At 58.6% G+C, this 24,983-nt stretch carries 25 protein-coding genes; 16 read left to right on the plus strand and 9 right to left on the minus strand.

What is annotated here, in order from left to right; genetic code table 11:
* Nucleotides 1–217: 217 nt before the first annotated feature.
* The 5 genes from ACR0AZ_RS02920 (at nucleotide 218) to ACR0AZ_RS02940 (ending at nucleotide 5,599) form a co-directional block, all read left to right on the plus strand.
* Nucleotides 218–889: a hypothetical protein gene (locus ACR0AZ_RS02920; protein ID WP_480469406.1), complete on the plus strand. Its 672-nt coding sequence runs from the start codon at nucleotides 218–220 to the stop codon at nucleotides 887–889.
* Between the two features lie 43 nt (nucleotides 890–932).
* Entirely contained in the window at nucleotides 933–2,255 is a 1,323-nt protein-coding gene (locus tag ACR0AZ_RS02925) for a PQQ-like beta-propeller repeat protein (protein ID WP_480666735.1), read from the plus strand.
* A 49-nt stretch (nucleotides 2,256–2,304) separates the two neighbouring features.
* Nucleotides 2,305–3,768 carry a ribosome biogenesis GTPase Der gene (gene der, locus ACR0AZ_RS02930; RefSeq protein ID WP_480666736.1) on the plus strand — a complete coding sequence of 488 codons (1,464 nt, stop codon included), beginning with the start codon at nucleotides 2,305–2,307 and terminating at the stop codon, nucleotides 3,766–3,768.
* A gap of 163 nt (nucleotides 3,769–3,931) precedes the next feature.
* Complete coding sequence (locus ACR0AZ_RS02935; RefSeq protein WP_480469409.1) at nucleotides 3,932–4,918, plus strand: fatty acid desaturase; 987 nt, start codon at nucleotides 3,932–3,934, stop codon at nucleotides 4,916–4,918.
* 78 nt (nucleotides 4,919–4,996) lie between these two features.
* A complete protein-coding gene (locus tag ACR0AZ_RS02940; RefSeq protein WP_480666737.1) occupies nucleotides 4,997–5,599 on the plus strand; it encodes a helix-hairpin-helix domain-containing protein in 603 nt (200 codons plus the stop codon).
* 52 nt (nucleotides 5,600–5,651) lie between these two features.
* Here the strand turns inward: ACR0AZ_RS02940 and serS are convergent, their stop codons facing one another.
* On the minus strand, nucleotides 5,652–6,944 hold the full coding sequence (gene serS, locus ACR0AZ_RS02945) for a serine--tRNA ligase (RefSeq protein ID WP_480666738.1): 1,293 nt from the start codon (nucleotides 6,942–6,944) through the stop codon (nucleotides 5,652–5,654).
* 72 nt (nucleotides 6,945–7,016) lie between these two features.
* Nucleotides 7,017–8,678: a mechanosensitive ion channel family protein gene (locus tag ACR0AZ_RS02950; RefSeq protein WP_480666739.1), complete on the minus strand. Its 1,662-nt coding sequence runs from the start codon at nucleotides 8,676–8,678 to the stop codon at nucleotides 7,017–7,019.
* A 192-nt stretch (nucleotides 8,679–8,870) separates the two neighbouring features.
* On the opposite strand from ACR0AZ_RS02950, the gene yajC reads away from it, so the two are divergent.
* From yajC to ACR0AZ_RS03000, 10 genes are all read left to right on the plus strand, one after another.
* Entirely contained in the window at nucleotides 8,871–9,158 is a 288-nt protein-coding gene (gene yajC, locus ACR0AZ_RS02955) for a preprotein translocase subunit YajC (RefSeq protein WP_480469413.1), read from the plus strand.
* Nucleotides 9,159–9,191: 33 nt separating this feature from the next.
* Nucleotides 9,192–10,853 (plus strand): protein translocase subunit SecD, encoded by a 1,662-nt coding sequence (secD, locus tag ACR0AZ_RS02960; protein ID WP_480666740.1) that lies wholly within the window; start codon nucleotides 9,192–9,194, stop codon nucleotides 10,851–10,853.
* A 1-nt stretch (nucleotide 10,854) separates the two neighbouring features.
* Nucleotides 10,855–11,823: a protein translocase subunit SecF gene (gene secF / locus ACR0AZ_RS02965; RefSeq protein ID WP_480666741.1), complete on the plus strand. Its 969-nt coding sequence runs from the start codon at nucleotides 10,855–10,857 to the stop codon at nucleotides 11,821–11,823.
* Entirely contained in the window at nucleotides 11,816–12,562 is a 747-nt protein-coding gene (locus ACR0AZ_RS02970) for a sulfite exporter TauE/SafE family protein (RefSeq protein WP_480469416.1), read from the plus strand. The genes secF and ACR0AZ_RS02970 overlap by 8 nt, the downstream gene beginning before the upstream one ends.
* A gap of 9 nt (nucleotides 12,563–12,571) precedes the next feature.
* Nucleotides 12,572–12,925 carry an Mth938-like domain-containing protein gene (locus ACR0AZ_RS02975; RefSeq protein ID WP_480469417.1) on the plus strand — a complete coding sequence of 118 codons (354 nt, stop codon included), beginning with the start codon at nucleotides 12,572–12,574 and terminating at the stop codon, nucleotides 12,923–12,925.
* Between the two features lie 131 nt (nucleotides 12,926–13,056).
* Nucleotides 13,057–13,671, plus strand: a complete 615-nt coding sequence (ccmA, locus tag ACR0AZ_RS02980; protein ID WP_480469418.1) for a heme ABC exporter ATP-binding protein CcmA — start codon at nucleotides 13,057–13,059, stop codon at nucleotides 13,669–13,671.
* Nucleotides 13,668–14,324, plus strand: coding sequence for a heme exporter protein CcmB (gene ccmB / locus ACR0AZ_RS02985; RefSeq protein WP_480469419.1), 657 nt, complete (start codon nucleotides 13,668–13,670; stop codon nucleotides 14,322–14,324). The genes ccmA and ccmB overlap by 4 nt, the downstream gene beginning before the upstream one ends.
* A 61-nt stretch (nucleotides 14,325–14,385) precedes the next feature.
* A complete protein-coding gene (locus ACR0AZ_RS02990; RefSeq protein WP_480469420.1) occupies nucleotides 14,386–15,159 on the plus strand; it encodes a heme ABC transporter permease in 774 nt (257 codons plus the stop codon).
* The gene (ccmD, locus tag ACR0AZ_RS02995) at nucleotides 15,156–15,314 is read left to right on the plus strand and encodes a heme exporter protein CcmD (RefSeq protein WP_480469421.1); all 159 of its coding nucleotides are present in this window, start codon (nucleotides 15,156–15,158) and stop codon (nucleotides 15,312–15,314) included. Before ACR0AZ_RS02990 ends, ccmD begins: the two co-directional genes overlap by 4 nt.
* On the plus strand, nucleotides 15,307–15,849 hold the full coding sequence (locus tag ACR0AZ_RS03000; RefSeq protein WP_480469422.1) for a DsbE family thiol:disulfide interchange protein: 543 nt from the start codon (nucleotides 15,307–15,309) through the stop codon (nucleotides 15,847–15,849). The genes ccmD and ACR0AZ_RS03000 overlap by 8 nt, the downstream gene beginning before the upstream one ends.
* Here the strand turns inward: ACR0AZ_RS03000 and ACR0AZ_RS03005 are convergent.
* The 3 genes from ACR0AZ_RS03005 to acnA all read right to left on the minus strand — a co-directional run bounded on the left by ACR0AZ_RS03005 (nucleotide 15,844) and on the right by acnA (nucleotide 20,985).
* Nucleotides 15,844–16,545 (minus strand): SDR family NAD(P)-dependent oxidoreductase, encoded by a 702-nt coding sequence (locus ACR0AZ_RS03005; protein ID WP_480666743.1) that lies wholly within the window; start codon nucleotides 16,543–16,545, stop codon nucleotides 15,844–15,846. The two genes, ACR0AZ_RS03000 and ACR0AZ_RS03005, sit on opposite strands and share 6 nt — an antisense overlap.
* Nucleotides 16,546–16,672: 127 nt before the next feature.
* The gene (locus ACR0AZ_RS03010; RefSeq protein WP_480469424.1) at nucleotides 16,673–18,175 is read right to left on the minus strand and encodes a BCCT family transporter; all 1,503 of its coding nucleotides are present in this window, start codon (nucleotides 18,173–18,175) and stop codon (nucleotides 16,673–16,675) included.
* 119 nt (nucleotides 18,176–18,294) lie between these two features.
* Nucleotides 18,295–20,985 carry an aconitate hydratase AcnA gene (gene acnA / locus ACR0AZ_RS03015; protein WP_480666744.1) on the minus strand — a complete coding sequence of 897 codons (2,691 nt, stop codon included), beginning with the start codon at nucleotides 20,983–20,985 and terminating at the stop codon, nucleotides 18,295–18,297.
* Between the two features lie 226 nt (nucleotides 20,986–21,211).
* On the opposite strand from acnA, the gene ACR0AZ_RS03020 reads away from it, so the two are divergent.
* The gene (locus ACR0AZ_RS03020; RefSeq protein ID WP_480469426.1) at nucleotides 21,212–21,913 is read left to right on the plus strand and encodes a DUF1223 domain-containing protein; all 702 of its coding nucleotides are present in this window, start codon (nucleotides 21,212–21,214) and stop codon (nucleotides 21,911–21,913) included.
* Here ACR0AZ_RS03020 and ACR0AZ_RS03025 read toward each other — a convergent pair whose 3' ends face one another.
* From ACR0AZ_RS03025 to ACR0AZ_RS03040, 4 genes are all read right to left on the minus strand, one after another.
* Complete coding sequence (locus ACR0AZ_RS03025; RefSeq protein ID WP_480667134.1) at nucleotides 21,914–22,837, minus strand: lysophospholipid acyltransferase family protein; 924 nt, start codon at nucleotides 22,835–22,837, stop codon at nucleotides 21,914–21,916.
* A gap of 72 nt (nucleotides 22,838–22,909) precedes the next feature.
* Nucleotides 22,910–24,004, minus strand: a complete 1,095-nt coding sequence (locus ACR0AZ_RS03030) for a flagellar motor switch protein FliG (protein WP_480666745.1) — start codon at nucleotides 24,002–24,004, stop codon at nucleotides 22,910–22,912.
* Nucleotides 24,005–24,070: 66 nt separating this feature from the next.
* Nucleotides 24,071–24,613: a tetratricopeptide repeat protein gene (locus ACR0AZ_RS03035; protein WP_480469428.1), complete on the minus strand. Its 543-nt coding sequence runs from the start codon at nucleotides 24,611–24,613 to the stop codon at nucleotides 24,071–24,073.
* Between the two features lie 104 nt (nucleotides 24,614–24,717).
* The gene (locus tag ACR0AZ_RS03040) at nucleotides 24,718–24,870 is read right to left on the minus strand and encodes a chitin-binding domain-containing protein (RefSeq protein ID WP_480469429.1); all 153 of its coding nucleotides are present in this window, start codon (nucleotides 24,868–24,870) and stop codon (nucleotides 24,718–24,720) included.
* Between the last annotated feature and the right edge of the window lie 113 nt (nucleotides 24,871–24,983).

Here is a 24,983-nt window from a genome sequence, read left to right on the forward strand (position 1 = left end):
TCTCCAGATCTGATCGGCCACCCGGTTGCGGCGCTTACGCCTTGAAATGGGGCCGGGTCTTTGGCTTGTCCATACTGAACTGAATAGTTCGGTTCACTTTTTTTAGCAAGTCCCGGGGGCAACCGAGCAATTGTGTGAATTCGGACACTTGGCTTGGCCCAAAGGCCGGGGTATGACATGGCGCTAGAAAACCGAACACCTAAGCCTGGGGGCAGGGATGAGCGATACCGACAGTTTCATTGATGAGGTCACTGAAGAGGTGCGCCGTGATCGCATGTTCCTGCTCTTGCGGCGCTGGGGTTGGGTCGGTGTTGTCGCTGTCATCGCCATTGTCGGCGGGGCTGCGTTCAACGAGTACCGCAAGGCGCGCGACGCGGGTCAGGCCGAGGCGTTGGGGGATGCGATTCTGACGGCTCTTGCTGAAAACGGCTCGGCCGAACGGGCGACCAGCCTGCAGGCGGTCGAGACGCAATCGGTGGGCGGAGATGCGGTGCTGAACATGCTGCTCTCGGCGGCTCAAATCGAGGCCGGGTCCGATCAGGATGCTGTAAACAGCCTGAACGCAATTGCGACACAGGGCGATCTGCCCGAGATTTATCGCGCAATCGCGAGCTTCAAGGCGTTGCTGCTACAGACGGAAACTCTGCCGGTTGCCGATCGTCGCCAGCAATTCGAAGCGCTGGCAACACCCGGTGCCCCTTTGCGTCTGCTTGCGGAAGAGCAGCTTGCTCTGATCGATGTGGCCGACGGCAATACGCAGGCGGCGCTGGACCGGCTGCAAGCGCTGCGGCAGGACGCCGAAGCCAGCATCGATCTGCAGCAGCGTGCAGCGCAGCTGATCGTGGCGTTGGGTGGTAAGCCCGAGCCCGTCGCGGCCCAACAGGGCTGACCCGGGCGGCGAAACAGGATTTCACAGACGAGTTCATAAGATCATGGTAGCACGTTACTTCTCACGCCTTGGATTGCCCGTCGCGGCGATTGCCCTGACAGCACTGAGCGCCTGTCAGGAACCCGAGACGATCCTGCCGGGCGAACGGGAAGATATCCGTCCTGCCCTTGACAATGAAACGGTTGAGACGCGCGGAGCCAAGCCCATTAGCCTTCCGGCCCAAAGCCGCAATGCAAGCTGGTCGCAAAGCCCGGGGACCCCGGCCTTCCGCACGACAAACGCCGCACTCAGCACGACGCCACAGCGGGTTTGGTCCGCCAATATTGGCAGCGGCGACAGTCGCAGACAGCGGATCACCGCTGATCCTGTTGTTGCAGGCGGTTTGATTTATACGCTCGATTCGGGCGCGAATGTCTCGGCTGTGACCCCACAAGGGCAAGTGGCCTGGACCACGAACCTTATCCCACCTTCCGAGAAAGATGGCGACGCCACGGGAGGCGGGCTCGCCCATGCTGACGGGGTTCTGTATGTCTCATCCGGCTTTGGCCGGCTGACCGCGCTGGACGCCAAGACCGGTGCTCAGAAATGGCAAAAGCGCTTGAACGCTACTGGTAGCGGCGCGCCGTTGGTCAGCGGCGGAATCCTCTATCTCGTCGCCGGGGATGAGACGGGTTGGGCCGTCAACACCAAGGATGGTCGGATTCTCTGGCAGATCGATGGCACCCCGAGCGTCGGCAATGTACTGGGCGCACCCGCGCCGGTCATCGCATCGGAGTTTTCTGTCTTTGCGTTTGGGTCCGGTGACATTGCGGCAACCTTCCGCCGAGGGGGGATCCTGCGTTGGACCGCTTCAGTAGCGGGTGGTCGCCGTGGCCGAGCGGCTGCTCAGATCGTGGACGTCACCGCCGGGCCTATGGTGTCTGGCAATGCTATCCTGATCGGCAATCACTCGGGCCGTACCGTCTCGTTCGATGTCGATTCAGGTGAGCGGAACTGGACCGCGCTTGAAGGGGCGGTCGACACGGTCTGGCCAGCTGGAAACAGCGTCTTTTTGATCAGCGACCGCAGCCAATTGGTGCGATTGAATGCTACAGACGGTACGATTGTCTGGGCCATCGACCTGCCGGGCTTTGTCAAAGACAGGCCAGGACGCCGCGGACCGATCTTTGCCCACTACGGTCCGATCATGGCCGGGGGACGGCTGGTCGTAGCCTCGAATGACGGCTTCCTGCGCTTCTTCAATCCTGTCGACGGTGCGCTGCTGCATCAGGTCGAAGTCCCCGGCGGGGCGACGACGGCGCCTGTGGTGGCGGGTCAGACGCTCTATGTCGTGTCGACCAAGGGTGAATTGCACGCTTTCCGTTGACGACAAGATGCGTTAAAGGGCGCATCTTGAGTCTTGAAAGTTGAGTATCATGTCGCTGACCCTCGCCATCGTGGGGCGCCCGAATGTGGGTAAATCCACTCTGTTCAATCGCCTCGTGGGCAAACGTCTGGCTTTGGTCGACGACCAGCCTGGCGTGACGCGCGACCTGCGCGAAGGCGAAGGGCGGCTGGGTGACCTGCGCTTTACCGTCATCGATACGGCAGGTCTTGAGGACGCGACCGACGACAGCCTGCAAGGCCGGATGCGTCGCCTGACCGAACGCGCCGTGGACATGGCCGATGTCTGCCTGTTCATGATCGACGCGCGCGTGGGCCTGACGCCAACCGATGAGATGTTCGCCGAAATCCTGCGTAAACGGTCCAAACACGTGATCCTTGCGGCCAACAAAGCCGAAGGCAACGCGGCGGATGCCGGCGTGCTTGAGGCCTATAACCTTGGGCTGGGTGAGCCTGTGCGCCTGTCAGGTGAGCATGGCGAGGGGATGACGGACCTTTATGCGCAGTTGATGCCGCTGGCCGATGCCGCCGAGGAAGCGCAAGCAGAAGAGACGCCGGAAACCAATATCGAACTGGACGAAGACGGCGAGGGCGAAGCGCCTTTGATCACCGCTGCCAAGCCGTTGCAGGTGGCTGTCGTAGGCCGTCCGAATGCCGGTAAATCCACGCTGATCAACAAGATCATAGGTGAAGACCGTCTGCTTACCGGTCCCGAGGCCGGGATCACCCGCGACGCGATCAGCCTGCGGATCGATTGGGGCGGGCCGGATGGGGACAGCACCCCGATGCGGATCTTTGATACCGCCGGGATGCGCAAGAAAGCCAAGGTGCAGGAGAAGCTTGAGAAGCTCTCGGTCTCGGACGGCCTGCGCGCTGTCAAGTTCGCCGAAGTTGTCGTAGTCCTGCTGGATGCGGCTATCCCGTTCGAACAGCAAGACCTGCGTATCGCCGATCTAGCCGAGCGTGAAGGGCGCGCCGTGGTTGTTGCCGTCAACAAGTGGGACGTCGAGGACAACAAGCAGGAAAAGCTGCGCGATCTCAAGGAATCCTTCGAACGCCTGTTGCCACAATTGCGTGGCGCGCCGCTGATCACTGTTTCGGCCAAAACCGGACGCGGGCTGGAGCGTCTGCGCACTGCCATTCTGCGCGCCCATGACGTCTGGAACCGCCGCGTGCCGACGGCTGCACTGAACCGCTGGCTGACTGCCATGCTGGAACAACATCCGCCGCCAGCGCCGCAGGGCCGCAGGATCAAGCTGCGCTATATGACACAGGCCAAGACCCGCCCGCCGGGGTTTGTCGTCATGTGCTCGCATCCTGACAAGATGCCCGAAAGCTACAACCGCTATCTGGTCAACGGTCTGCGCGAGGATTTCGACATGCCGGGCACGCCGATCCGGCTGACCTTGCGCGGCCAGGGAGACAAGAACCCCTATAAAGGGCGGCGTAAGAAAAACGCCGGTGCGCTGGCGAAGCATCTCAAGGGACGGGCGTAACTGCGCTAATTTTCAGCGTTTTCAGTGAGGGGGCGTGACAGCCCCTTTTTCGCGCGCTAGCATTCAGTAGCGTGCATTTGTTTTCGCGCGCAGCTTGTCTGCGGGTTTTCCGCACATAATTTTGCAACAGGTAGTAACCGGACCACCCTGGGGAGCGGGCGCGATGGATCTGAGGGAATATACTAGACAATACGCGGTACAGGATAATCGGCTTGCCGCGCTCAGCTATTTCGGAACATTTGCTGTCTATTTCGCATCGCTGACACTGGCGATCATCTATGTCGACAGCTGGTATATCATGATCCCGGCCGGGATCGTTTTTGCCTTTTCAGCCGTGCGTCTCTACGTGCTGCAGCATGATTGCGGGCATCACTCGCTGTTTGAAACGCGCGAGCAGAACGAATGGGCAGGTCACGGATTGTCACCGTTTACCTTTGCGCCGTTTGAGGTGATGAAACAGAACCACAATCTGCACCATGCCGGTATCGGTAATCTCGAACATCGCGAGACCGGTGAAATTCACACCATGACACTGCGCGAATGGAACGAGGCGGATTGGAAAAAGCGTCTGTTCTACAGGCTTTATCGCAATCCCTTCATTCTGGTTCCTGTGGGTGCACTGTTTACTTATTTCATCCGTTATCGCTGGCCCAAGAATACTGTCCGGTTCGGTGTCATGGGTGTGGTGCTGCACAACCTTTCGATCGTCGTGTTTCTGGGGCTGCTCTATCTGATCGCTGGTACCACGGGCATTCTGATCTGGCTGGTATTCTCGCTGCTGGGCGGGATGCTGGGCGTGTTTCTGGTGTATTTGCAGCATAACTTCGAAGACACCTATTGGGATCGCCGCCCCGATCTGGATCCGAAGATTGCGGCACTTCAGGGATCGTCAGCGTTGGATTTCGGATGGTGGTTTGACAATGCGGTGGCTTGCATCACATTGCACGACATCCACCATTTCAACGCGCGTATCCCATCCTACAGGCTGCGTGCATGCCACTATAACCTGCCGCCGGAGTTTACTCCGCGCCGGATCAAATTTCCCGAAGCGGTGGCTGCGCTGAACCTCAAGCTATGGGATGAAGAGGCCAAGCGTCTCGTCCCGTTTCCAAAGCGGTCGCAAGAGCAAAGGGTGGCGCAGACCAGTTGATTGGCGGGTGCGCAGCTCTTGTCTGCGTGTATAGGCCGTGTATATACATGTGTGAGGGATGACAGGAAAGGATCCGCGATGACTGCAGTTACCGATGTGCGCGGCGTGGGACAGGCGCTGGCACAGGCGCTGAATGCAAACGGCTTTAAAACAGCCGAGGCTGTGGCGAAGGCCGCGCCCGAGGATTTGGTAAAAGTGCCGCGTATCGGTGCAGCGCGAGCCGCAATCCTGATTGCTGCTGCAAAAGAGGCGGTTGCCAAATCGACCCAGACCAAAGCCCCCGCGCGTCGCGCGCCAAACCGGAAGCCTCCGGCGCGTCGGACGCCCGCACGCAGCACCGCAGCAACCAAAAAAGCCGAAGCCGAACGCAAGGCCGAAGCGGCGCGTAAAGCGGCAGAAGATCGTGCTACGGCAGAGCAGGTGGCGGCGGAGGCCAAGGCAAAGAAGAAGGCAAAAGCCAAGGTTAAAGCCGAGAAAGCCGCCCGGAAGAAATCCGAGATGGAGGCCGTATTCTCCAAGGCTAAGGAAAAGCTCAAAGAGAAAGCCAAAAAGGACAAAAAGCCCAAAGGCGACGGTAAGAAGAAGGCTGACAAGAAGAAAGCCGACAAGAAAAAACCGAACAAGAAGAAGTCCGACAAGAAGTCCGGTAAATCCAAGGATAAGAAAAAGGCGAAGAAGTAATACCTTCTCCGCCTCGCTTTGGTTGATCGGCACCTGTTGAGTGCCGGTTTTCTTATGCCAGAGTGCCGCCGGTCTGCAGAGTCATCTTACCACCTAGGTAGGGTGCCAGAACCTCAGGCAGGGTGACCGTACCATCTGCGTTCTGACCGTTCTCCAGAACCGCGATCAGGCAACGCCCAACAGCCAGACCCGAGCCGTTCAGCGTATGGACATATTCGGGTTTGCCACCACCTTCGGGACGGAAACGCGCATTCATGCGGCGTGCCTGAAAATCACCGGTGGTCGAAACAGAACTGATTTCGCGATAAGTGTTCTGCCCTGGCAGCCATGCCTCGATGTCGAAGGTACGGCGCGCGCCAAAGCCCATATCGCCGGTGCACAGAACGACGGTGCGGTAGGGGATGCCGAGTTGTTCCAGCAAATCCTCGGCACAGCGCAACATGCGCTTCTGTTCCTCATCCGATTTCTCGGGGTGGGTAACCGACACCATTTCGACCTTCTCGAACTGGTGCTGGCGCAACATTCCCGCGGTATCCTTACCGGCGCTACCTGCCTCGGACCGGAAGCAAACCGTGTGGGCGGTCATGCGAATGGGCAGGGCGGCTTCGTCCAGTATATCGCCCGATACCGAATAGGTGAGCGTCACCTCGGAGGTCGGGATCAACCACCAGCCATTGGTGGTCTGATAACTGTCCTCGCCGAATTTCGGCAGTTTGTCGGTGCCATACATCGCTTCATCGCGAACCAGAACTGGCGTTTGCGTTTCGGTCAGTCCGTTCTTGTCGATATGCGTGTCCAGCATGAACTGCGCCAGCGCGCGATGGACGCGGGCAACACCCTTCGATAGGTTCACGAACCGGCTGCCGCTGGTCTTGGCTGCGGTCTCGAAATCCATGGCCGCGGCGACGGCGGGGATGTCGTAATGCTCCTTCGGGGCAAAATCGAACTCTCGCGGAGTGCCCCAACGGTTGACCTCGACATTATCGTCTTCGTCTTCGCCCAATGGCACATCTTCGGCAGGCAGGTTGGCGATGCGGGCCAGTTGGTCGGTCAGCAACGCGTCCAGATCCTTGGCCTCGGTCTGCATCCGGGCAATCTCAGCCTTCTTCTCGGCGACCAGCGCGCGCAAACGCTCGAATTCAACCTCATCGCCGCGCCCTTTCGCCGCGCCGACTTCCTTGCTGGCCTTATTCTGCTCGGCCTGAGCGGTCTCGGCGGCCAGAATCTTGGCCCGTCGACTTTCGTCCAACCGCAGCAGATCTGACGACACCGGCGCGTCCCCGCGGCGCGCAAGGGCGGCGTCGAAGGCGGCTGGGTTTTCGCGAATGGCGCGGATGTCGTGCATGGTTCAGATCCTTAAATGCGTGAATCACTGAAACCGCTTATGCACCATCTGAAAGGCAGGGTGTAGCGCCGGTTATGACTTATCCGGGTCGTCGTGGGTTTCATGTGCCAGATGGCCATCCCATTCTTCGATCGGAATTTTTGGCTCGGGCGGATCAGCCATGTAGGACGGCGTCATGATCTGCACATTGTTCTCGTTGAATACAGCCACGATGTTGCGATGCAGATCCGAGCGGATTTTCGGAATGATGCTACCGCGTGTGGTATATCCGTTAATTTGATAGTTGATCGCGTAATCCGCCAAAGCGGTCCATAAAACAAAGGGCTCAGGCTTGGCCTTGATCCCCTTGGTGCGATGTGCGGCCTCGATCAGCATCGCCTCGACCTTTTCGGGCGGCTCTTCATACCCAATCCCGACAGTGGTGTGCAGCAACAACCCGTTGCCATCGGTTTTCTTTGAGAAATTTACTACGTCCGAATTCATCAACTGGGCATTCGGGATCGAGATCAACTCATTCTTGATGGACTTCAGATGTGTCTCCATCAGCTTGATCTGCACGACGTCGCCGATATGGTCTCCGATCTGGATGCGGTCTCCGATCGAGGTGGATCGGCGATAGATCACAAAGAGCCCCGCCAGCATGTTCGACACGACCGAATTCGCCCCCAGCGACAGCATTGCACCCACCAGAATGGTCAGGCCTTGAAATGCCGCAGAATCCGACCCCGGGATGTAAGGCACCGCAAATACCAGTGCGATCAGGATCACGACCACCCGTGCGATGTTGAACGTGGGGTTTATCCAGTGCTTCTCGAAATCGCCCATATCGAACGAGCCTGCCTCGACCGCATCGAAGAACACGCGCATGCCCCGGATAATGTACAGTGTTATCCACGTGATAAGCGCCAGCATGATCAGGTTCGGAATATAGCTGAGTACGCCTTTGAAGATCAGCAGGACTGGTTCGGTCAGATAGGTCAGCAGTAGCTGCGCGAAATATCGTGTTTCCGCAAAAGCCAGCAGAACGAAAGAGAGGTAATAGTAGAAGCCGAGGAAGAAGATCACCAGCAGGACGAAATTCAGTCCATACCGGATCAGCGCCGCTATGGCTTCGGCCTGCACGCTTTTGGCGGTCGCGGTTTCGACGTCTCTGAGATACCGCTTGACCAGTTTCAGTGTGCGCCGACGAATCCTTCGGTTCAGCCACAGGATCACCACAACGAACAGAGCAAACCCGACCGTCCAGCCCGCTGCTTCGATGGCCCCCGAGACCCGCGCTTGTTCGGTTCGGTTCGCGCGATAGGTGACGATGGCCTCTTTGATGGCTTCCCCGTGGAGCAGGCTGAGCACATCAAGCTCCATCTGATCCAGCTCCGCATCTGCAACCGTCACGATCGAAACGATCACGTCATCGGCCAGAATGCGCGTGCCCAGCTCGGTTTCTTCGAAACGTATCTCTACGGTCGGGTTGTCCGAGGCTTCAGCGACCGCGATTATGCTGTTCTGCACCCGTTCTGCGCGTTCGCTGGCAGGCAACGCGCTGGAGCCACGCAGGAAGAACAAGGTGTCGCCATCGACAATGACGGGTGCCTTGAATACGTCGGACTCTTCTTCTGTAGCAGGCGCATCGGCAGGGGCATCCTGTGACCATGCGGGTGGCACGGGCGGGCACAGGAAGAACACTGCCGCAAGCAGGCAGATCGCCGTTCTAAGGGCTTGGAAGAATTGAGTCATTGTGCCTCCCTCTCTGCAACTATATCCAACCAGAGCAGTCTGCCTAGAACATATCTGCAACGTTGCATTTCAAACCTGCGGGGCAGATCGTGGAATTGGCATCGCCTTTGCTTGCAAACCCTCGGTTCAAAGCATAGGTTCCCGCCAACTTTGCAGAGAGCCCTCTGCATCATCAAAACAAAGGAATATCCCATGGAAGGTGGCGCAATCGCCCAGTTTCTCCCGCTGATCCTGATCTTTGCGATCATGTATTTCCTGCTGATCCGTCCGCAGCAGAAAAAGATGAAGGAACATCAGGCTATGGTCGAGGCCGTGCGCCGGGGCGATCAGATCGTCACCCAGGGTGGACTGATCGGTAAAGTGTCGAAGGTCAAGGAAGGCGAGAACGAGATCGAGGTTGAACTGGCTGAGAACGTCAAGGTTCGTGTCGTCAAATCGACCATCGCTCAGGTTCTGAACAAGACCGAGCCGGCGAAGTAAGTTCGCGCGACAATTCCTTGAAAAGGCAGGGTAATGCTGCAAATTGATACCTGGAAGCGGGTTCTGATCTGGGCGGTCTGCGTGATCGGTCTGATCCTGGCCCTGCCGAATGCGTTCTACACGCGCGTCGAGCAATCCAACGACGCTAAAGCCGCGATTGAGCTTGGCATTGATACGCCCGAGATGCAGGCCGAAGCGGGGCAATGGCCCGATTGGTTGCCATCGTCTCTGGTCAATCTCGGTCTCGACCTGCGTGGCGGCGCGCATCTGTTGGCCGAGGTGAAGGTCGGCGATGTCTACGAATCCCGGATGGAGGCGATGTGGCCGGAAATCCGCGATGCGCTGCGGGACGAGCGCGGTACCATCGGAACGGTCCGCCGTCAGGACTCGGCCCCTGACCAGATTCGCGTGCGCATCAGCCAGCCCGAAGGCATTTCCCGCGCTCTGGAGGTCGTGCGCGGCTTGGCGCGTCAGGTGCAGACCCTGACCGGGGTAGGTGCCACGGATATCGAAGCCTTTGCTGACGGCGATACCATCATCGTGCAGCTGTCAGAGGCCGAAAAACTGGCCTCGGATGACCGTACCGTGCGTCAGTCGCTGGAAATCATCCGTCGCCGGATCGACGAGGTCGGCACGCGTGAACCGACGATCCAGCGCCAGGGTGCGGATCGTATCCTGATCCAGGTGCCGGGTATCGGCAGCGCCGGTGAGTTGAAAGAGATCATCGGGACAACCGCGCAGTTGACCTTCAATCCGGTTGTTGGTCGTGGCTCTGACCCCGACGCGATTCCGGGTGTTGGCGAAGAGATCGTGCCTTCGCTTGATGAAGAGGGTTTGTACTACACGCTAGAGTCGGCCCCGGTCGTAACTGGCGAGGAACTGGTCGACGCTCAGCCCTCGTTCGATCAGAACGGTCGCCCTGCGGTAAGCTTCCGCTTCAACACTTCCGGAGCACGCAAGTTCGGCGACTATACTCTGGACAATATCGGCGCGCCGTTCGCCATCGTGCTGGATGACGAGGTCATCTCGGCCCCTGTGATCCAAAGCCATATCCCGGGCGGATCCGGCATCATCACCGGCAATTTCACCGTTGAGGAAAGCACCAATCTCGCCGTTCTGCTGCGTGCAGGCGCTTTGCCCGCTGGTCTGGAATTCCTCGAAGAACGCACCATCGGTCCGGAATTGGGTCAGGACAGCATCGACGCGGGTAAAGTCGCCACCATGGTCGCCTTTGCCGCCGTTCTGGTCTTCATGGCACTCAGCTATGGCCTGTTCGGTATCTTTGCCAATATCGCGCTGATCCTGAACGTGGGCTTGCTGTTCGGGCTGTTGTCTCTGATCGGCGCAACGCTGACGCTGCCGGGTATCGCTGGCATCGTTCTGACCGTCGGTATGGCGGTGGACGCCAACGTGCTGATCTTTGAGCGTATCCGTGAAGAACTTAAGTCGGCCAAAGGCCCGGCGCGTGCGATTGAACTGGGCTACGAAAAAGCGTTGTCCGCCATTCTGGACGCCAATGTGACCACGTTCATCACTGCGACGATCCTGTTTGCCATGGGCAGCGGCCCCGTGCGCGGCTTTGCGATCACTCTGGGACTGGGGATTCTGACCTCGGTCTTCACCGCGATCTTCGTGACACGCCTGATGGTCGTCATGTGGTTCGAACGCCGCCGTCCGAAAACGATCGAGGTTTGACATGAGACTGAAACTTGTACCCCAAGGCACCTCGTTCGATTTCTTCAGCCGCTGGAAGATTTGGTTGGGCATTTCTGCTCTGATGATGGTCGCGGCCTTCGTCTCGTTCATGCTGCAGGGCCTGAACTTCGGTATCGACTTCCGGGGTGGCACCACGATCCGGACCGAAAGCACGCAACAGATTGACGTTGGCGCCTATCGCGACGCCATCGCGCCGCTGGAGCTGGGTGATATCACCATTACCGAGATCTTTGATCCCACCTTTGGACCCGAACAAAACGTCGCCATGATCCGTATCCAGGCGCAGGATGATGCCGAGGCCGTCGCCGCCAGCACCATCACCGCTGTGGAAGAGGCGCTGCAATCCGTGGTTCCCGATATCGAGTTCGTTTCCGTCGAATCCGTCGGCCCCAAAGTGTCAGGTGAGTTGATCCAAACCGCCGTGATCGCTGTGGTGCTCGCCATCGGGGCCGTGCTTGTCTACATCTGGCTACGGTTCGAATGGCAGTTCGCGCTGGGTGCGGTGGCAGCACTGGTTCATGACGTGATCCTGACCATCGGCATCTTCTCGGAACTGCAAATCCGTTTCGATCTGGCCATAATCGCGGCGCTGCTGACCATTGTCGGTTATTCGCTGAACGACACCGTGGTTGTCTTCGACCGGGTGCGCGAGAACCTGCGTAAGTACAAGAAGAAAGACCTCAAAGAGGTGCTGAACATCTCGATCAACGAAACCCTCAGTCGGACAGTGATGACCTCGGTCACCACGCTGCTGGCGCTAATCTCGCTCTATGTGCTGGGCGGAGACGTCATCCGCGGCTTTGTCTTCGCGATGATCTGGGGTGTGATCATAGGCACCTATTCGTCGGTCTTCGTGGCCTCGACCATTCTGTTGTGGCTGGGGGTCAAACGCGACTGGTCGAAACCGTCGAATACGGCGGGTAACCAGTTCGCCAATATCGATGCCTGAGTATTTCGGCCAGACTCCGACCAGTCTGGCCGTTATCATTTCAGCCGCCCTGATCGGAGGCATCGTCCGCGGCTTCTCGGGCTTCGGAACGGCGTTGATATTCCTGCCCATGGCCAGCCCGTATCTTGGCCCCTTCGGCGCGATCATCGCACTGACCATCATGGATATCTTTGGCCCGCTGCCGAATCTGCGTCGCGCCTGGAACGCAGTCGACAGGTCTGATCTTATGCGCCTTATTCTGGGATGTGCGGTGGTCCTCCCAATTGGCCTTTGGCTGCTCGCCCGCTCTGAGCCCGAGCTGTTTAGATACCTCGTCAGCCTGATCTCACTGTCGATGTTGGCCGCACTTGCCTTCGGCCTGCGCTATCACGGCAGAGTAGGGCGGGGAATGGTAACAGCAATCGGGGGTACTGCGGGTTTTCTTGGGGGGATCGCGGGGATACCGGGCCCGGCGGTCATCCTGTTCTACATGTCGCGCCCACTCCCCGTTGCCGTCATCCGCGCCACGATCCTGCTGTTTCTGTTCGCCTTCGATTTCCTGATCCTCGGTTACCTCACGGGAATGGGGCGCGTTACGTTTGCAACCGTCGGTATGGGGCTGATGCTTGCCATTCCCAACATCGCGGGGAACTGGCTGGGTGGCTGGATGTTCCGGCCCGAGCGCGAAAAGCTCTACCGCATAACCGCTTATCTGGTGATTGCGTCAGCTGCCTTGTCCGGTCTGCCGCTTTGGGGTTAAAACCCCGCCATGCGCTTGAATGAGATCACCTATACCAACGCCCAGCCGATCGACGGCTACGGCCCCGGCTTTTTCCGCATTGGCGGGCAAGTGCATGAAGGCCTCGTGCTGACCGGCCCCACAGGAACCACAGCCTGGGGCGGTTATGCTGATGAAAACGCACTTTTGGCTCTGTCGGATCAGATCGATGTTCTTTTCATCGGAACCGGCAAGGACCTGACCCACATCCCCACCAAGCTGCGTTCAACGCTTGAAGAAGCTGGCATTGGTGTCGAAATCATGAACTCCCCTGCCGCCTGCCGTACCTACAACGTGCTGCTTTCTGAAGGCCGCCGCGTCGCGCTGGCGCTGATCCCCGTCTGAGGATCCGTTCTTCATCTGGCCGAAAATATCTCGGGGAGCGCGAGGGGCTGGCCCCTCGCTTCAAACACTCCCAACCATTCTGCGGCATTTCCGACCTTTTTCCCGCACGCACAATCCGTTAATCGGACGTCATGACTTTGACAGTAACCGATCTGGCCATCACGCGCGGAGGCGTCCCCGTTCTGGAAGGGCTCAGCTTTTCGCTCTCTGCCGGAAAGGCTTTGATCCTGCGTGGCCCCAACGGGATCGGCAAGACAACCCTGCTGCGTACACTTGCTGGCCTGCAGCCACCGCTGGCAGGCCATATCGAAGGCGCCGAAGATCAGATCGCCTATGCCTCGCACTCTGATGGTCTGAAACCAACACTGACGGTGACCGAAAACCTCAGCTTCTGGGCGTCGGTCTTCGGAGTGCAGGGCATCCAGAAAGCGCTCGATGCGTTTGCGCTGAACGAACTCGCGGATCGGCACGCGGGTAACCTGTCTGCGGGGCAGAAACGGCGGCTCGGATTGGCCCGGATGCTGGTCACCGGTCGTCCGATCTGGATGCTGGACGAGCCGACTGTGTCGCTGGACAAAAACGCGGTGCAGATGTTTGCCGACGCCGTGCGCGCACATCTGGGGCAGGGCGGCTCTGCCCTGATCGCCACTCATATCGACCTCGGTCTGGACGGAGAGGTTCTGGATGTCGGCCCCAACAAGGCCAAGCCCAAACCCATCGACGATTTCGACGGAGGTTTCCTGTGATCGCCCTGTTGCTGCGCGACCTGAAACTGGCCTTCCGCGCGGGCGGAGGGTTTGGTCTGGGTCTGGCTTTCTTCCTGATCGTGACCGTACTGGTGCCTTTCTCGGTCGGCCCGCAATCTTCGCTGTTGTCCACCATTGCACCCGGGGTCCTTTGGCTGGGCGCATTGCTTGCCTGTCTTTTGTCCCTCGACCGCCTGTTGGCCCTGGATTGGGAGGACGGCTCGCTCGATCTGCTGGCCACCGCGCCACTGCCACTGGAATCGGTGGTTACCATCAAAGCTTTGGCCCATTGGCTGACGACCGGCCTGCCTTTGGTTCTGGCCGCGCCGTTTCTGGGTGTGTTGCTGAACCTGCCGGTGCCCGGCTTCTTCTGGCTGGTTATCTCTCTGCTGATCGGCACCCCAGCCATGAGTGTCATCGGCACCTTCGGCGCAGCCCTGACCGTCGGCCTGAAACGCGGAGGTTTGCTGATGTCGTTGCTGGTCCTGCCGCTTTATGTCCCGACCCTGATCTTCGGAGCCGAGGTCGCCCGCCGCGGGGCCACGGGGATGGAGACGCAAACCCCACTGCTTATGCTGGCCGGTATCACGGCCGCCACGGTTGCACTGCTGCCCTTCGCCAGCGCCGCCGTCCTGCGTATCAATCTCAGGTAACAGGATCGATGATTGACCGAGGTCAATTGAGAACCATACCGACTTGGACTAGATAGGGCTCATGACAATCGCAGCCAAAGCCAACGCCCTCTGGGAATACGCCAATCCGCGCAAGTTTCTTGCAACGAGCGAGCGCATCCTGCCGTTTTTCTGGATAACCTCGGCTGTCTGCCTGGTCTTGGGGCTGGTCTGGGGGTTCTTTTTCACACCGGATGACTACAAGCAGGGATCGACCGTCAAGATCATCTATCTGCATGTGCCCGCCGCGCTGATGGCAATCAACTGCTGGCTGATGATGTTGGCGACTTCGCTGGTCTGGCTGGTCCGTCGCCATCATGTAAGTGCACTGGCCGCGCGTGCCGCTGCACCGATCGGCATCATTATGACTCTGATCGCTCTGGCCACCGGCGCGATCTGGGGTCAGCCCATGTGGGGAACGTGGTGGGCCTGGGATCCGCGCCTGACTTCGTTCCTGATCCTGTTCTTGTTTTATCTGGGCTATGTTGCCTTGTGGGAAGCGATCGAAGACCCCGATACTGCCGCCGACCTGACCTCGGTCCTTTGCCTTGTGGGATCGGTCTTTGCGCTCCTCAGCCGCTACGCGGTGAACTTCTGGAATCAGGGGCTGCATCAGGGCGCCTCGGTCATGCGGGCCGGGGCGATTACCGGAACGGATACCGAAGAGAAGGTCAGCAATATCTACTTCTATCCGCTGCTGCTTTGCATCATCGGCTTCGTGCTGCTGTTCATCGCGCTGGTCTTCTATCGCACGGGTACTGAAATCCGAGCCCGTCGGACCAAGGCGCTGCTGGCACGGGAAAGGATTAACGGATGATCCCCGATCTTGGTAAATATGCCGACACAGTCTTGTGGTCCTATGTCGTGTCAATCGGGCTTCTGATCGCGTTGGTGGGTTTCAGCGTGGTCCGGGGCCGCAAGGTACGGGCCGAGATGGAAAAGGTCGAACAAAGGATGTCGCGCAATGGCTAAGATTTCGCCCCTGATGATCGCGCCTCCGCTGATTTTCGGAGCCTTCGCTGTACTCGCTGGCATCGGCATGTTCCGCGACGATCCCAACGCGCTGCCGTCAGCGCGCGAGGGCCAGCCCGCACCGCCCGTCGTGTTGACCGAGTTCGCGGGCAAACCGGGTTTCGATGACGCCACTCTGCGCGATGGTGAGGTCAAGCTGGTCAACTACTGGGCCAGCTGGTGTGCGCCCTGCCGCGTCGAACATCCCAACCTGCAGGCACTGTCGGACGAGGGCATTCCGGTCTATGGCATCAACTACAAAGACAAGCAGGACAATGCCGAGGCTTTTCTGACCGAGCTGGGGGATCCCTATGCTGGGATCGGGCGGGATGAACAGGGCCGTATGGGGCTGGATTGGGGCGTCTATGGCGTGCCTGAAACCTATGTGATCGACGGTGAGGGCACGATCATCCTACGCTTTGCAGGGCCGATTACGCAGCGGGTGATCGATAGCACGATCCGTCCCGCGCTTGAGAAGGCGGCAGGCGGATCATAACCGGTAACCTCCGGTCGCAGCCAGCACCTCTCCGGTGACGAAGGACGCGGCGTCGGAGGCCAGAAATCTGACCACTTTGGCGATATCTTCGGGCCTACCAGCCCGACCCAATGCCGTATCTTTGACGAATAACTCCGTCAGTTCTTTTGACCGGGGCGCTTCGGGAATGTTGATAGCTCCGGGAGCTACCGCATTCACGCGTATCCCTTGTGGCCCGAGCTCCTTGGCCATGGCGCGGGTCCACAGGTTCAGTGCGGCCTTGCTGGCCCCATAGGTTACCGCATCCCGCGGCGGCAGAACGGCGTTCATTGAAGAAATGCTGATGATCGAGGCATCGCGTTTCAGATGCGGCAGCGCGGCTGTCAGCAATGCAGCAGGGGCCAGCAGATTCAGATCCAGAATGGCGCGATGGTCTTCTGCCTGAAACTCCTCTTTCGGCGTAGATTTCACGAGACCGGCGTTGTTGACGATCACATCAAGCCGACCGAACTGGTCCATCACCTGAGCGATCACTTTCGCAGGTTGATCGGGCGCAGACAGATCGGACCGTATGGCCAGATTTTCCCCGCCCAAAAGCTCAGGTGCTGGTTTGCTTGACAGCCACGTAAAAGCAACACGGTGATCGCGGCTGAAATCCTCGACAATTGCACGCCCTATTCCGCGTGCGCCGCCTGTTATCAATGCAACTTTTTCCATCGTTGCAGAAAATCGTCATAGCGCCGAAGTTTCAATGACGAATATGCGCAGCTATTTGCGGATCAAAATCCAGATCATTGCACCGATGAATGCAAATGTGATCAGGTTCATCAGGGTATCTGTCAGATCACCGATCAGCATGGTTCTGGCCCTCCTCCCGTAACCCTCGGAACAGGCAGACCATCAGCAGGACTGAGATGAACACAAAGGGTAACGCTCCGAGTGAGATCAGGATTTTCACCGAATTCACCGACCCGGACAGGATCATCGCCACGCTCAACAGACCCAGCAATGCGCCCCAGATCAGGCGCACGCGCGGGGGTGGGTTTTCGTCCCCTTCGGTCGAGAATGTACCCAGAACAAAAGCCGCGCTTACGACGCTGGTCACGATGAACAGAAACGCTGCTGCTACGGTTGCCAGCGTCGTGATCAACGACAGGGGCAGACGGTCGAGCAGGGCGAAGGTCACCCGTTCAATGTTCGTTTGCGTGTAGGCCAACAGCTCTCCCGCGCCGTTGAGGGCCTCGAACAGGCCGATGCCGCCAAAGGCGCCAAACCAGAAGATCGAGAACAGCGTGGGTGCGAAAAGCACCCCGATCACGAATTCTCGTATGGTTCGACCGCGTGAGATCCGCGCAACGAACACGCCCACAAATGGCCCCCAGGCGATCCACCAGACCATGTAGGTAAGGGTCCAGTCGCTGAACCATTTGGCGACGTCATCGCCGAAGAATGTGAAGGTCTGAAAACCGCGTGGGATGACATTGGTGATGTAGTCGCCAAACCCCTGAACCACTGTATTCAGAAGGTATTCGGTCGGACCGAGGATCACCGTGTAGGAAACCAAACAGATTGCGATCAGCATGGCAGCATTGGACAAACGCGCCATGCCCTGACCCAGATCGATCAGCAACGCCGGGATATAGGCTGCGACCATGGCTAGAAAGACGAGGCCGATCAAAAGGGCTCCGACCGTTTCCTGACCGCCCAGAACCGCGATCCCGTCTGCCACCTGAAACACGCCCATTGCCATCGAGCCACCGACACCGATGGCAATGGCAACTATGGCCATGAAATCCGACAGCCACCCGACACGCTCGGCCCAGCGTTCACCGGGAAACAGGCTTTTGATCGGAGCGCTGACCATCATGCCCGTCCCGCGCCGAAAGCTGAAATAGGCGATAGTCAGCGCGGTCGAGCCGTAAATGGCCCATGCGTGCAGGCCCCAGTGGAAATTCGTTGCCAACATCGCCTGCTGCGCGGCGACATAGTCGGGGGCCATGCCCGAGATAAAATTGAAATGAGTCAGCGGCTCGGCGACCGCCCAGAACAGCAGACCAACGCCCATTCCGGCGGAAAACAGCATTGAAATCCATGTGGCGGTTGAGAATTCAGGCTCTTCATCATCTCGGCCGAGGCGGATCTTTCCATACGGAGAAAATGCCAGAACCAGGCACCCGATCAACATGCCCGAGGCGGCGAGCATCACAAACCAGCCGCGACTGTGGAAAGTTTGTTGCACGATACCATTGGCCCAGGTCACCAAACTCTGGATGTCGATGACACCCCAGATCCCGATCACAGCAATAACGCTGAGCGAGCAGATCAGCAGGGCGTTGGGTTTTTTCATGGCGGATGGCGTCCGTAGGTGACCTCTCTTCACAGTTTCAGATTTTTGAATTAATGGCCAGAAAACAAAAAACCCCCGACGCTAGGCCAGGGGTTCGGATTTGATATGACGCAGTTGCGTTACGATGCTTTTGCGAGGTTACGCAGCACGTACTGCAGCACGCCGCCGTTTTCGATGTACTCGATCTCGGGCGCGGTATCGATACGGCACTTCAGGGTGATCGTCTTCTCGGTGCCGTCGCCATAAACGATGGTGCAGGGAACTTCCTGCAGCGGCTCAACCGAGTCCAACCCGTGGATCGATACGGTCTCATCACCTTTCAAGCCCAGCGACTTGCGTGTGTCACCGCCAGTGAACTCGAACGGGATGACGCCCATGCCAACCAGGTTCGAGCGGTGGATACGCTCAAAGCTTTCGGCGATCACGGCCTTGACGCCCAGCAGCGCAGTGCCTTTGGCCGCCCAGTCACGCGAGGAACCTGCACCGTACTGTTCGCCGCCAAAGACGACCAACGGAGTGCCTTGTTCCTGATAGGCCATCGACGCCTCATAGACCGAAGTCTGCGCGCCATCGGGGCCTTTGGTGTAGCCGCCTTCAACGCCGTCCAGCATCTCGTTCTTGACGCGGATATTGGCGAAGGTGCCGCGCATCATGATCTCGTGGTTGCCACGGCGCGAGCCATACGAGTTGAACTCCCGCGGTTGAACCTGACGATCTGTGAGATACTTACCGGCAGGTGTGGTCGTCGCGAACGAACCAGCGGGCGAGATGTGGTCAGTGGTGATCATGTCACCCAGGATCAGCAGAACCTTGGCACCCTCGATGTTCGAGATCGTGCCCGGTTCGGCCCCCATGCCCTGGAAATAGGGTGGGTTCTGAATGTAGGTCGATGTTGCAGGCCAGTCATAGGTCTCCTGCTGCGGAACATCGACACCCTGCCATTTCTCGTCACCTTTGAAGACGTCGGCATATTTCGACTGGAATGCCTCGCGGGTCACGGTCTGTTCGACCAGCTCGGCAACTTCCTGCGCTGTCGGCCAGATGTCTTTCATGTAGACATCGTTGCCGTCCTTGTCCTGACCGATCGGTTCCGAAGTCAGGTCAATATCCAGCGTACCGGCCAGCGCATAGACCACGACCAGCGGCGGCGAGGCCAGATAGTTGGCGCGCACATCCGGCGAGATGCGGCCTTCGAAATTCCGGTTGCCCGACAGAACAGAAGTGGCAACCAGATCGCCTTCGGCAATCGCTTCCGAGATCTCTTGCTGGATCGGACCCGAGTTACCGATACAGGTGGTGCAGCCATAACCCACGAGGTTGAAGCCGATCTTGTCCAGATCTTCCTGCAGATCCGCCGCCTCAAGATAGGCAGACACAACCTGCGATCCCGGTGCCAGCGAGGTTTTGACCCAAGGCTTGCGGTTCAGACCCAAAGCGGCGGCTTTGCGCGCCACCAGACCCGCGCCGATCATCACATAGGGGTTCGATGTGTTGGTGCACGAGGTGATCGAAGCGATTACGACCTTGCCCGATTCCATTGTGTAGTCTTCGCCTTTGACGGCGACTTCTTTGCCCATGGGACGCTTGAAAGTCTCTTCCATTTCCTTGGTGAAAGCGGCCTTGGCGTCGGTCAGCGCAACATAGTCCTGCGGGCGTTTCGGGCCCGAGATCGCAGGGACAATGGTACCCATGTCCAGCGACAGGGTGTCGGTGTAGATCGGTGCATAGTCCGCGCCGCGCCAGAAGCCGTTCTCTTTCGCATAGGCTTCGACCAACGCGATACGGTCTTCATCACGACCGGTGTTGCGCAGGTAACGCAGCGTTTCGTTGTCGATCGGGAAGAAACCACAGGTCGCGCCATATTCCGGGGCCATGTTGGCAATGGTCGCACGGTCGGCCAGCGGCAGACGGTCCAGACCTTCGCCGTAGAATTCGACGAATTTACCGACCACGCCCTTTTCGCGCAGCATCTCGACGACCTTCAACACGAGATCTGTGCCGGTGGTGCCTTCGACCATCGCGCCAGTCAGCTCAAAACCAATAACTTCCGGGATCAGCATCGAGATCGGCTGACCAAGCATCGCCGCCTCGGCCTCGATCCCGCCGACGCCCCAACCCAGAACGGCCATGCCGTTAACCATGGTGGTGTGGCTGTCGGTGCCGACCAGCGTATCGGGGTAGGCGACCTCTTCACCGCTCTGGTCGGTGTCGGTCCAGACGGTCTGGGCCAGATATTCCAGGTTCACCTGGTGGCAGATACCGGTGCCGGGGGGCACAACGCGGAAGTTGTTGAACGCGTTCTGGCCCCATTTCAGGAACTGGTAGCGTTCCATGTTGCGCTCATATTCGCGGTCCACATTCATCTGGAATGCGCGCGGGTTGCCGAACTCGTCGATCATGACCGAGTGGTCGATGACCAGATCAACTGGGTTCAGCGGGTTGATTTTCTGCGCGTCGCCGCCCAGACCCTTGATGCCGTCGCGCATCGCGGCCAAATCGACCACGGCAGGCACGCCGGTAAAATCCTGCATCAGAACGCGGGCAGGGCGGTATGCAATCTCGCGCGGGTTTTTACCGCCATTCGCGCCCCATTCGCCGAAGGCTTTGATATCGTCGACCGAGACCGAAAAACCGTCATCCTCGAACCGCAGCATGTTCTCCAGCACCACTTTCAGCGCGGCCGGAAGTTTCGAGAAATCGCCCAGACCGGCCTCTTGCGCGGCGGGGATCGAGTAATAGGAAATGGACTTGCCATTCACGCTCAGGCTGCGGCGTGTCTTGGCGGTATCCTGTCCGACTTTGATGGGCATCTTATGGCCTCCCTCTCAAATGACGTGGAATATGGGATTCGCTGAGGGGTATCTGCATGACGTTTGCTTTCGGTTCAAGGTCCAACAGGCCACCTGCGGCAATTTTTGTATACCATTGCACACATTTTCGCGAAATTTTGCCAAAATAGTCTCAAGAAACCTTGATTGGTGGTTCAGGTGATTCCGGTTTAGACCTTTAATAAGACTACTCAGACCGAGAGATTTCATGCTCAGAACAGCCGCCCTGACCGCGATTGCCTCATTCTTCCTTACGACCGCAGCCGTGGCGGAAGCCGATCCGGTGGTGGTTGAGTTGTTTACGTCGCAGGGCTGCTCTTCCTGCCCGCCGGCGGATCGGATCATGCAGGAACTGGCGCAGCGCGATGACGTCATCGGGCTGGCCTTGCATGTGGATTATTGGGATTACATCGGCTGGAAAGACGAATATGCCAGCCCCGCGCATACGGAACGTCAGCGGGCTTACGCGCGTGAGGGCGGGCGAACCATGATCTATACACCGCAGATGGTGGTGAATGGACAGCAGGATGTTGTGGGTGCCAAAGCAGGTGAGTTGAATCGTTTGATCAACGCCCACCTGACGGCGGCGCCCGAGGCTGAAGTGAGCGCGACACGTACAGGCGAAGATGTGGTGGTGGACGTTACCCCGGTCGAGCTTCCCGCTGGCCAGACCTATGAGGTGCGCGTCGTGCAGTATTCTCCGATGCGCCATGCCTCGATCCGACGCGGTGAGCTGGCAGGGTATGAACTGGACTACGCCAATGTGGTGGAAAACTGGCAGATCGCCGGGCACTGGGATGGCGTGGCACCGCAGGAATTCAAGGTGTCGCTCGCATCTGACTTGCCTGCGGTCGTGTTGATCCAACGCGCGGGTCATGGGCCAATCGTCGCTGCAACGCGTGTGAAGTGATCAGGGCATATCCTGAGGTTGCACCCCAAGTTTCTTCCACGCCTTCCAGCGGCGGTGAATCCAGAACCATTGCCCCATGTGCTGCCGCACCATCGCTTCCAGGTCATCATTGGTAAACTGGGTCATGGTCTTGGGATCGGTATGGGGCACCGGATCGTGCAACACGATCTCAAAATCAATGCCATTGGGTTGGCGCACCGCATAGCAGGGGATCAGCACCGCCTTGTATTTGATCGCCAACTCAGCATTCAGGACCGAAGTCACGGCGGGTTTGCCAAAGAAAGTCAGCTCTTCACCGCCATGGGCATGGAGGTCTGACACAATCGCGATGATGCCGCCTTTCTTCAGCGAGCGGACCATCTCGACCATGCCGCGACGGCCTTGTTCGAACATGGGCGCGCCAGTCTGATAGAAAGCATCCACATACATCTCGTTGAAATAGGGGTTGGCCATGCGGCGATAGAGGCAGCCGATCGGCTGACCGCTGCGCGCTTGCAGTGCGACACGTGCCGCCAGGTAATGCCCGAAATGCGCGGTGATCATCATCACTGGACGCCCTTCGGCAACAGCCTTGTCAAAAGCCTCGACACCCGGCCCCGAAATCTTGGCCTTGCTTTGGCGGTCGATGAATCCATCGGCCGAAAAATGCTCCATGATCGCCCGTCCGGCATTGTCAGGCACCGCCCGGCAGATGCGTTTGACCTCGTCCTCGGGCAGTTCAGGGCAGGTGAGTTTCAGGTTGCGCCGCACACGTGTGCGGAAGCCCACCAAGGGTGCAAGCCAGCTGGTCAAGGCCCCCATCGCGCCAATGCGCCGTTCATAGGGCAGCATACGCATGCCGCCGATCATCCCTTTCAGGAACAGGTTGGCGACATAGTATTTTCCAAGCTCAAATCGGCTCAGTTCCGACTTTTCGACGGGCATGGGGAAGGGCACCTGGGCGTTGTGAATTGCGCGATCAGACATACAGGCCCCGTTCTTTGATCACAAGTGGGGCTAGGCGTCCTCCTCCTCAGTCTCAATCTGAGTAATGGCACCTTCGTCCAGCAAGGAACGGATGGCGGCAACGATCTGTGTCATCGCCTCTTCCGCTTCGGCTTGTTTGACCTTGCCGCGATCTGCCATCTCTTCGCGCAGATTGTCGGCCATCCGAGAAGATATGTTGGACAGGATAAACTCAACCGCCGCCGCGTCGTCTTCGGTACTTGCGCCTGCAAAGGCGGTCACAAGGACGGGCTGTTCCACCGCGCGCAGGATTGCGGGTATATCGCGCGGCTGAATACGCTTGGGAATATGAGCAAATATGAAGATCGATTGCCGAACTACACTGGCAAAATCTGCATCCTCTTCGTCCAGCGCCGACAGCAAACCGTCGCGTGTGGACGCCGCCGACTGATTGAGGATCGCGCCAACCCGCGCGCCGGGGCCATCGCGAAAGGCCGGGGTGGGGCGCTGGTCCAGTTGCGCGGCCAGAGACCACCCGATGCGTTCCACCGCTTCCGGCGTCACGTTCGCGGTTTTCGAAACCGCATATGTGATCCGGCGTGCCGTTGGGCCGGGCAGGTGACCGAGGATCTGTGCTGCCGTGGCAGTTTCAAGCTTTGACAGCATCACCGCTGCCACCTCGGTGCTTTCCGCCTTGGCCATTTCGGCCAGCTCTTCCGGGGGCACCTCGCGCAAGCGTTGCCATGGATCGCCAACCTGTCGCACTCCGGCCACTTTGCGGAGCCGCGCGGCGGTTGCCGGAGCAATCTTGCCATTCACCGCGTCCAAAGCCCCGGCCAATCCATGCGGAAAGGACAGGCCAACGCCCTCCAGCGCATCCACGAATTCCTGCGCCACGGCGGCCAGTGTTATCCGATCAACAAGGCCCATCTGCCCCAATTGATGGATCAGTTTCTCCTGCAATGGATCGGGTAGTTCCTCAAGCGGGATGTCGGCACCTTCGTTCAGGAGCAACCGAACCACAACCGCCGCTTTTTCCCGGTTGCTGAGCTGGCGGGGCACAATCCGATCTGCCCCATCATCCTGATCGGAGAGCGTGGGTTGAGCACCCGGTGCCCTTTGTACTAATGCGTGTGTGTCCTGCATCTGCCTGCAATGCCAAGTTCGCGTTGCAGGCAGAATAAGGAGAGTCGGGTAAAGAAACCCTGAAGCTTAGTAGCTGTAGGTCAGCCCAGTACGAATGGCTTCGCGCAAGGAGGCTTCGGCCCAGGTGCCCTCGCCGCCGCGTGCCTTGATCTCGCGCCATTGTGCAATGGCCAGCTCGGTCTTGCCTTCGGCGACAAAGCCCTGAGCCATGTAGCTGCGGGCCAGGATGTTGTCGGGGTTAGCGTCGATGGCCTTCTGATAGAAGGCATTGGCCAGTTCCAATTCACCCATCTTGCGGTAGGTAAATCCCCAATAGGTCTGAACCCGGTCATCCTCCTGATCCATGATGCGGAGAATGCCCTGAGCGTTTTCATATTGCCCGTCATAGGCCAACTCGCGCACCGCATCATACAATTGATCTTCGGTAAAGTTGGTTCTGTTGGGTTTTACACAACGTCCAGCCGCCTCGTCATATACGCGGCCAAACAGGCATTTCTTGGTGGTGTTGGTCGGTTTGGGAGGGCTGCTGTCACCGCCGCCTGCGGCGTGAACCATGGGGGCAAAGGCAAATGCCTGAAATGCAATTGCGGATGCAAGGACTAAGCGCATAATTTGTCTCCGTTCTCGGGGCTGCTTCTTGAAATCATAGTGCGTTCTTCAGAAAAGCTAACACCGGACGGGTCGCATTTATTCACAAACAGGAAAGAACGTCTTCAGCTGTTCACGATTTTTGTGCAGCTTTGCGCTTCCTGATCCCAGACCGAGCCTTCGGCGCAGGATTGGGTTTGTTTGGTAGAGTTACTGCATGCAATGCCAGCAGAGGCCAAGCAAACAAGGGCGATGGTGCAAAGAGCGGTTCGGATCATGATCTGTCCCTTTCGCAGAGATTATCACCGTATCATAACCGATTTTCGTGCATTCGTAAAAAGGCCCGACCTGCGTTTGAGCAGGCCGGGCCATATTTTCGGGGTTTTGCGCG

This window comes from Ruegeria sp. BE3 (assembly GCF_056538865.1).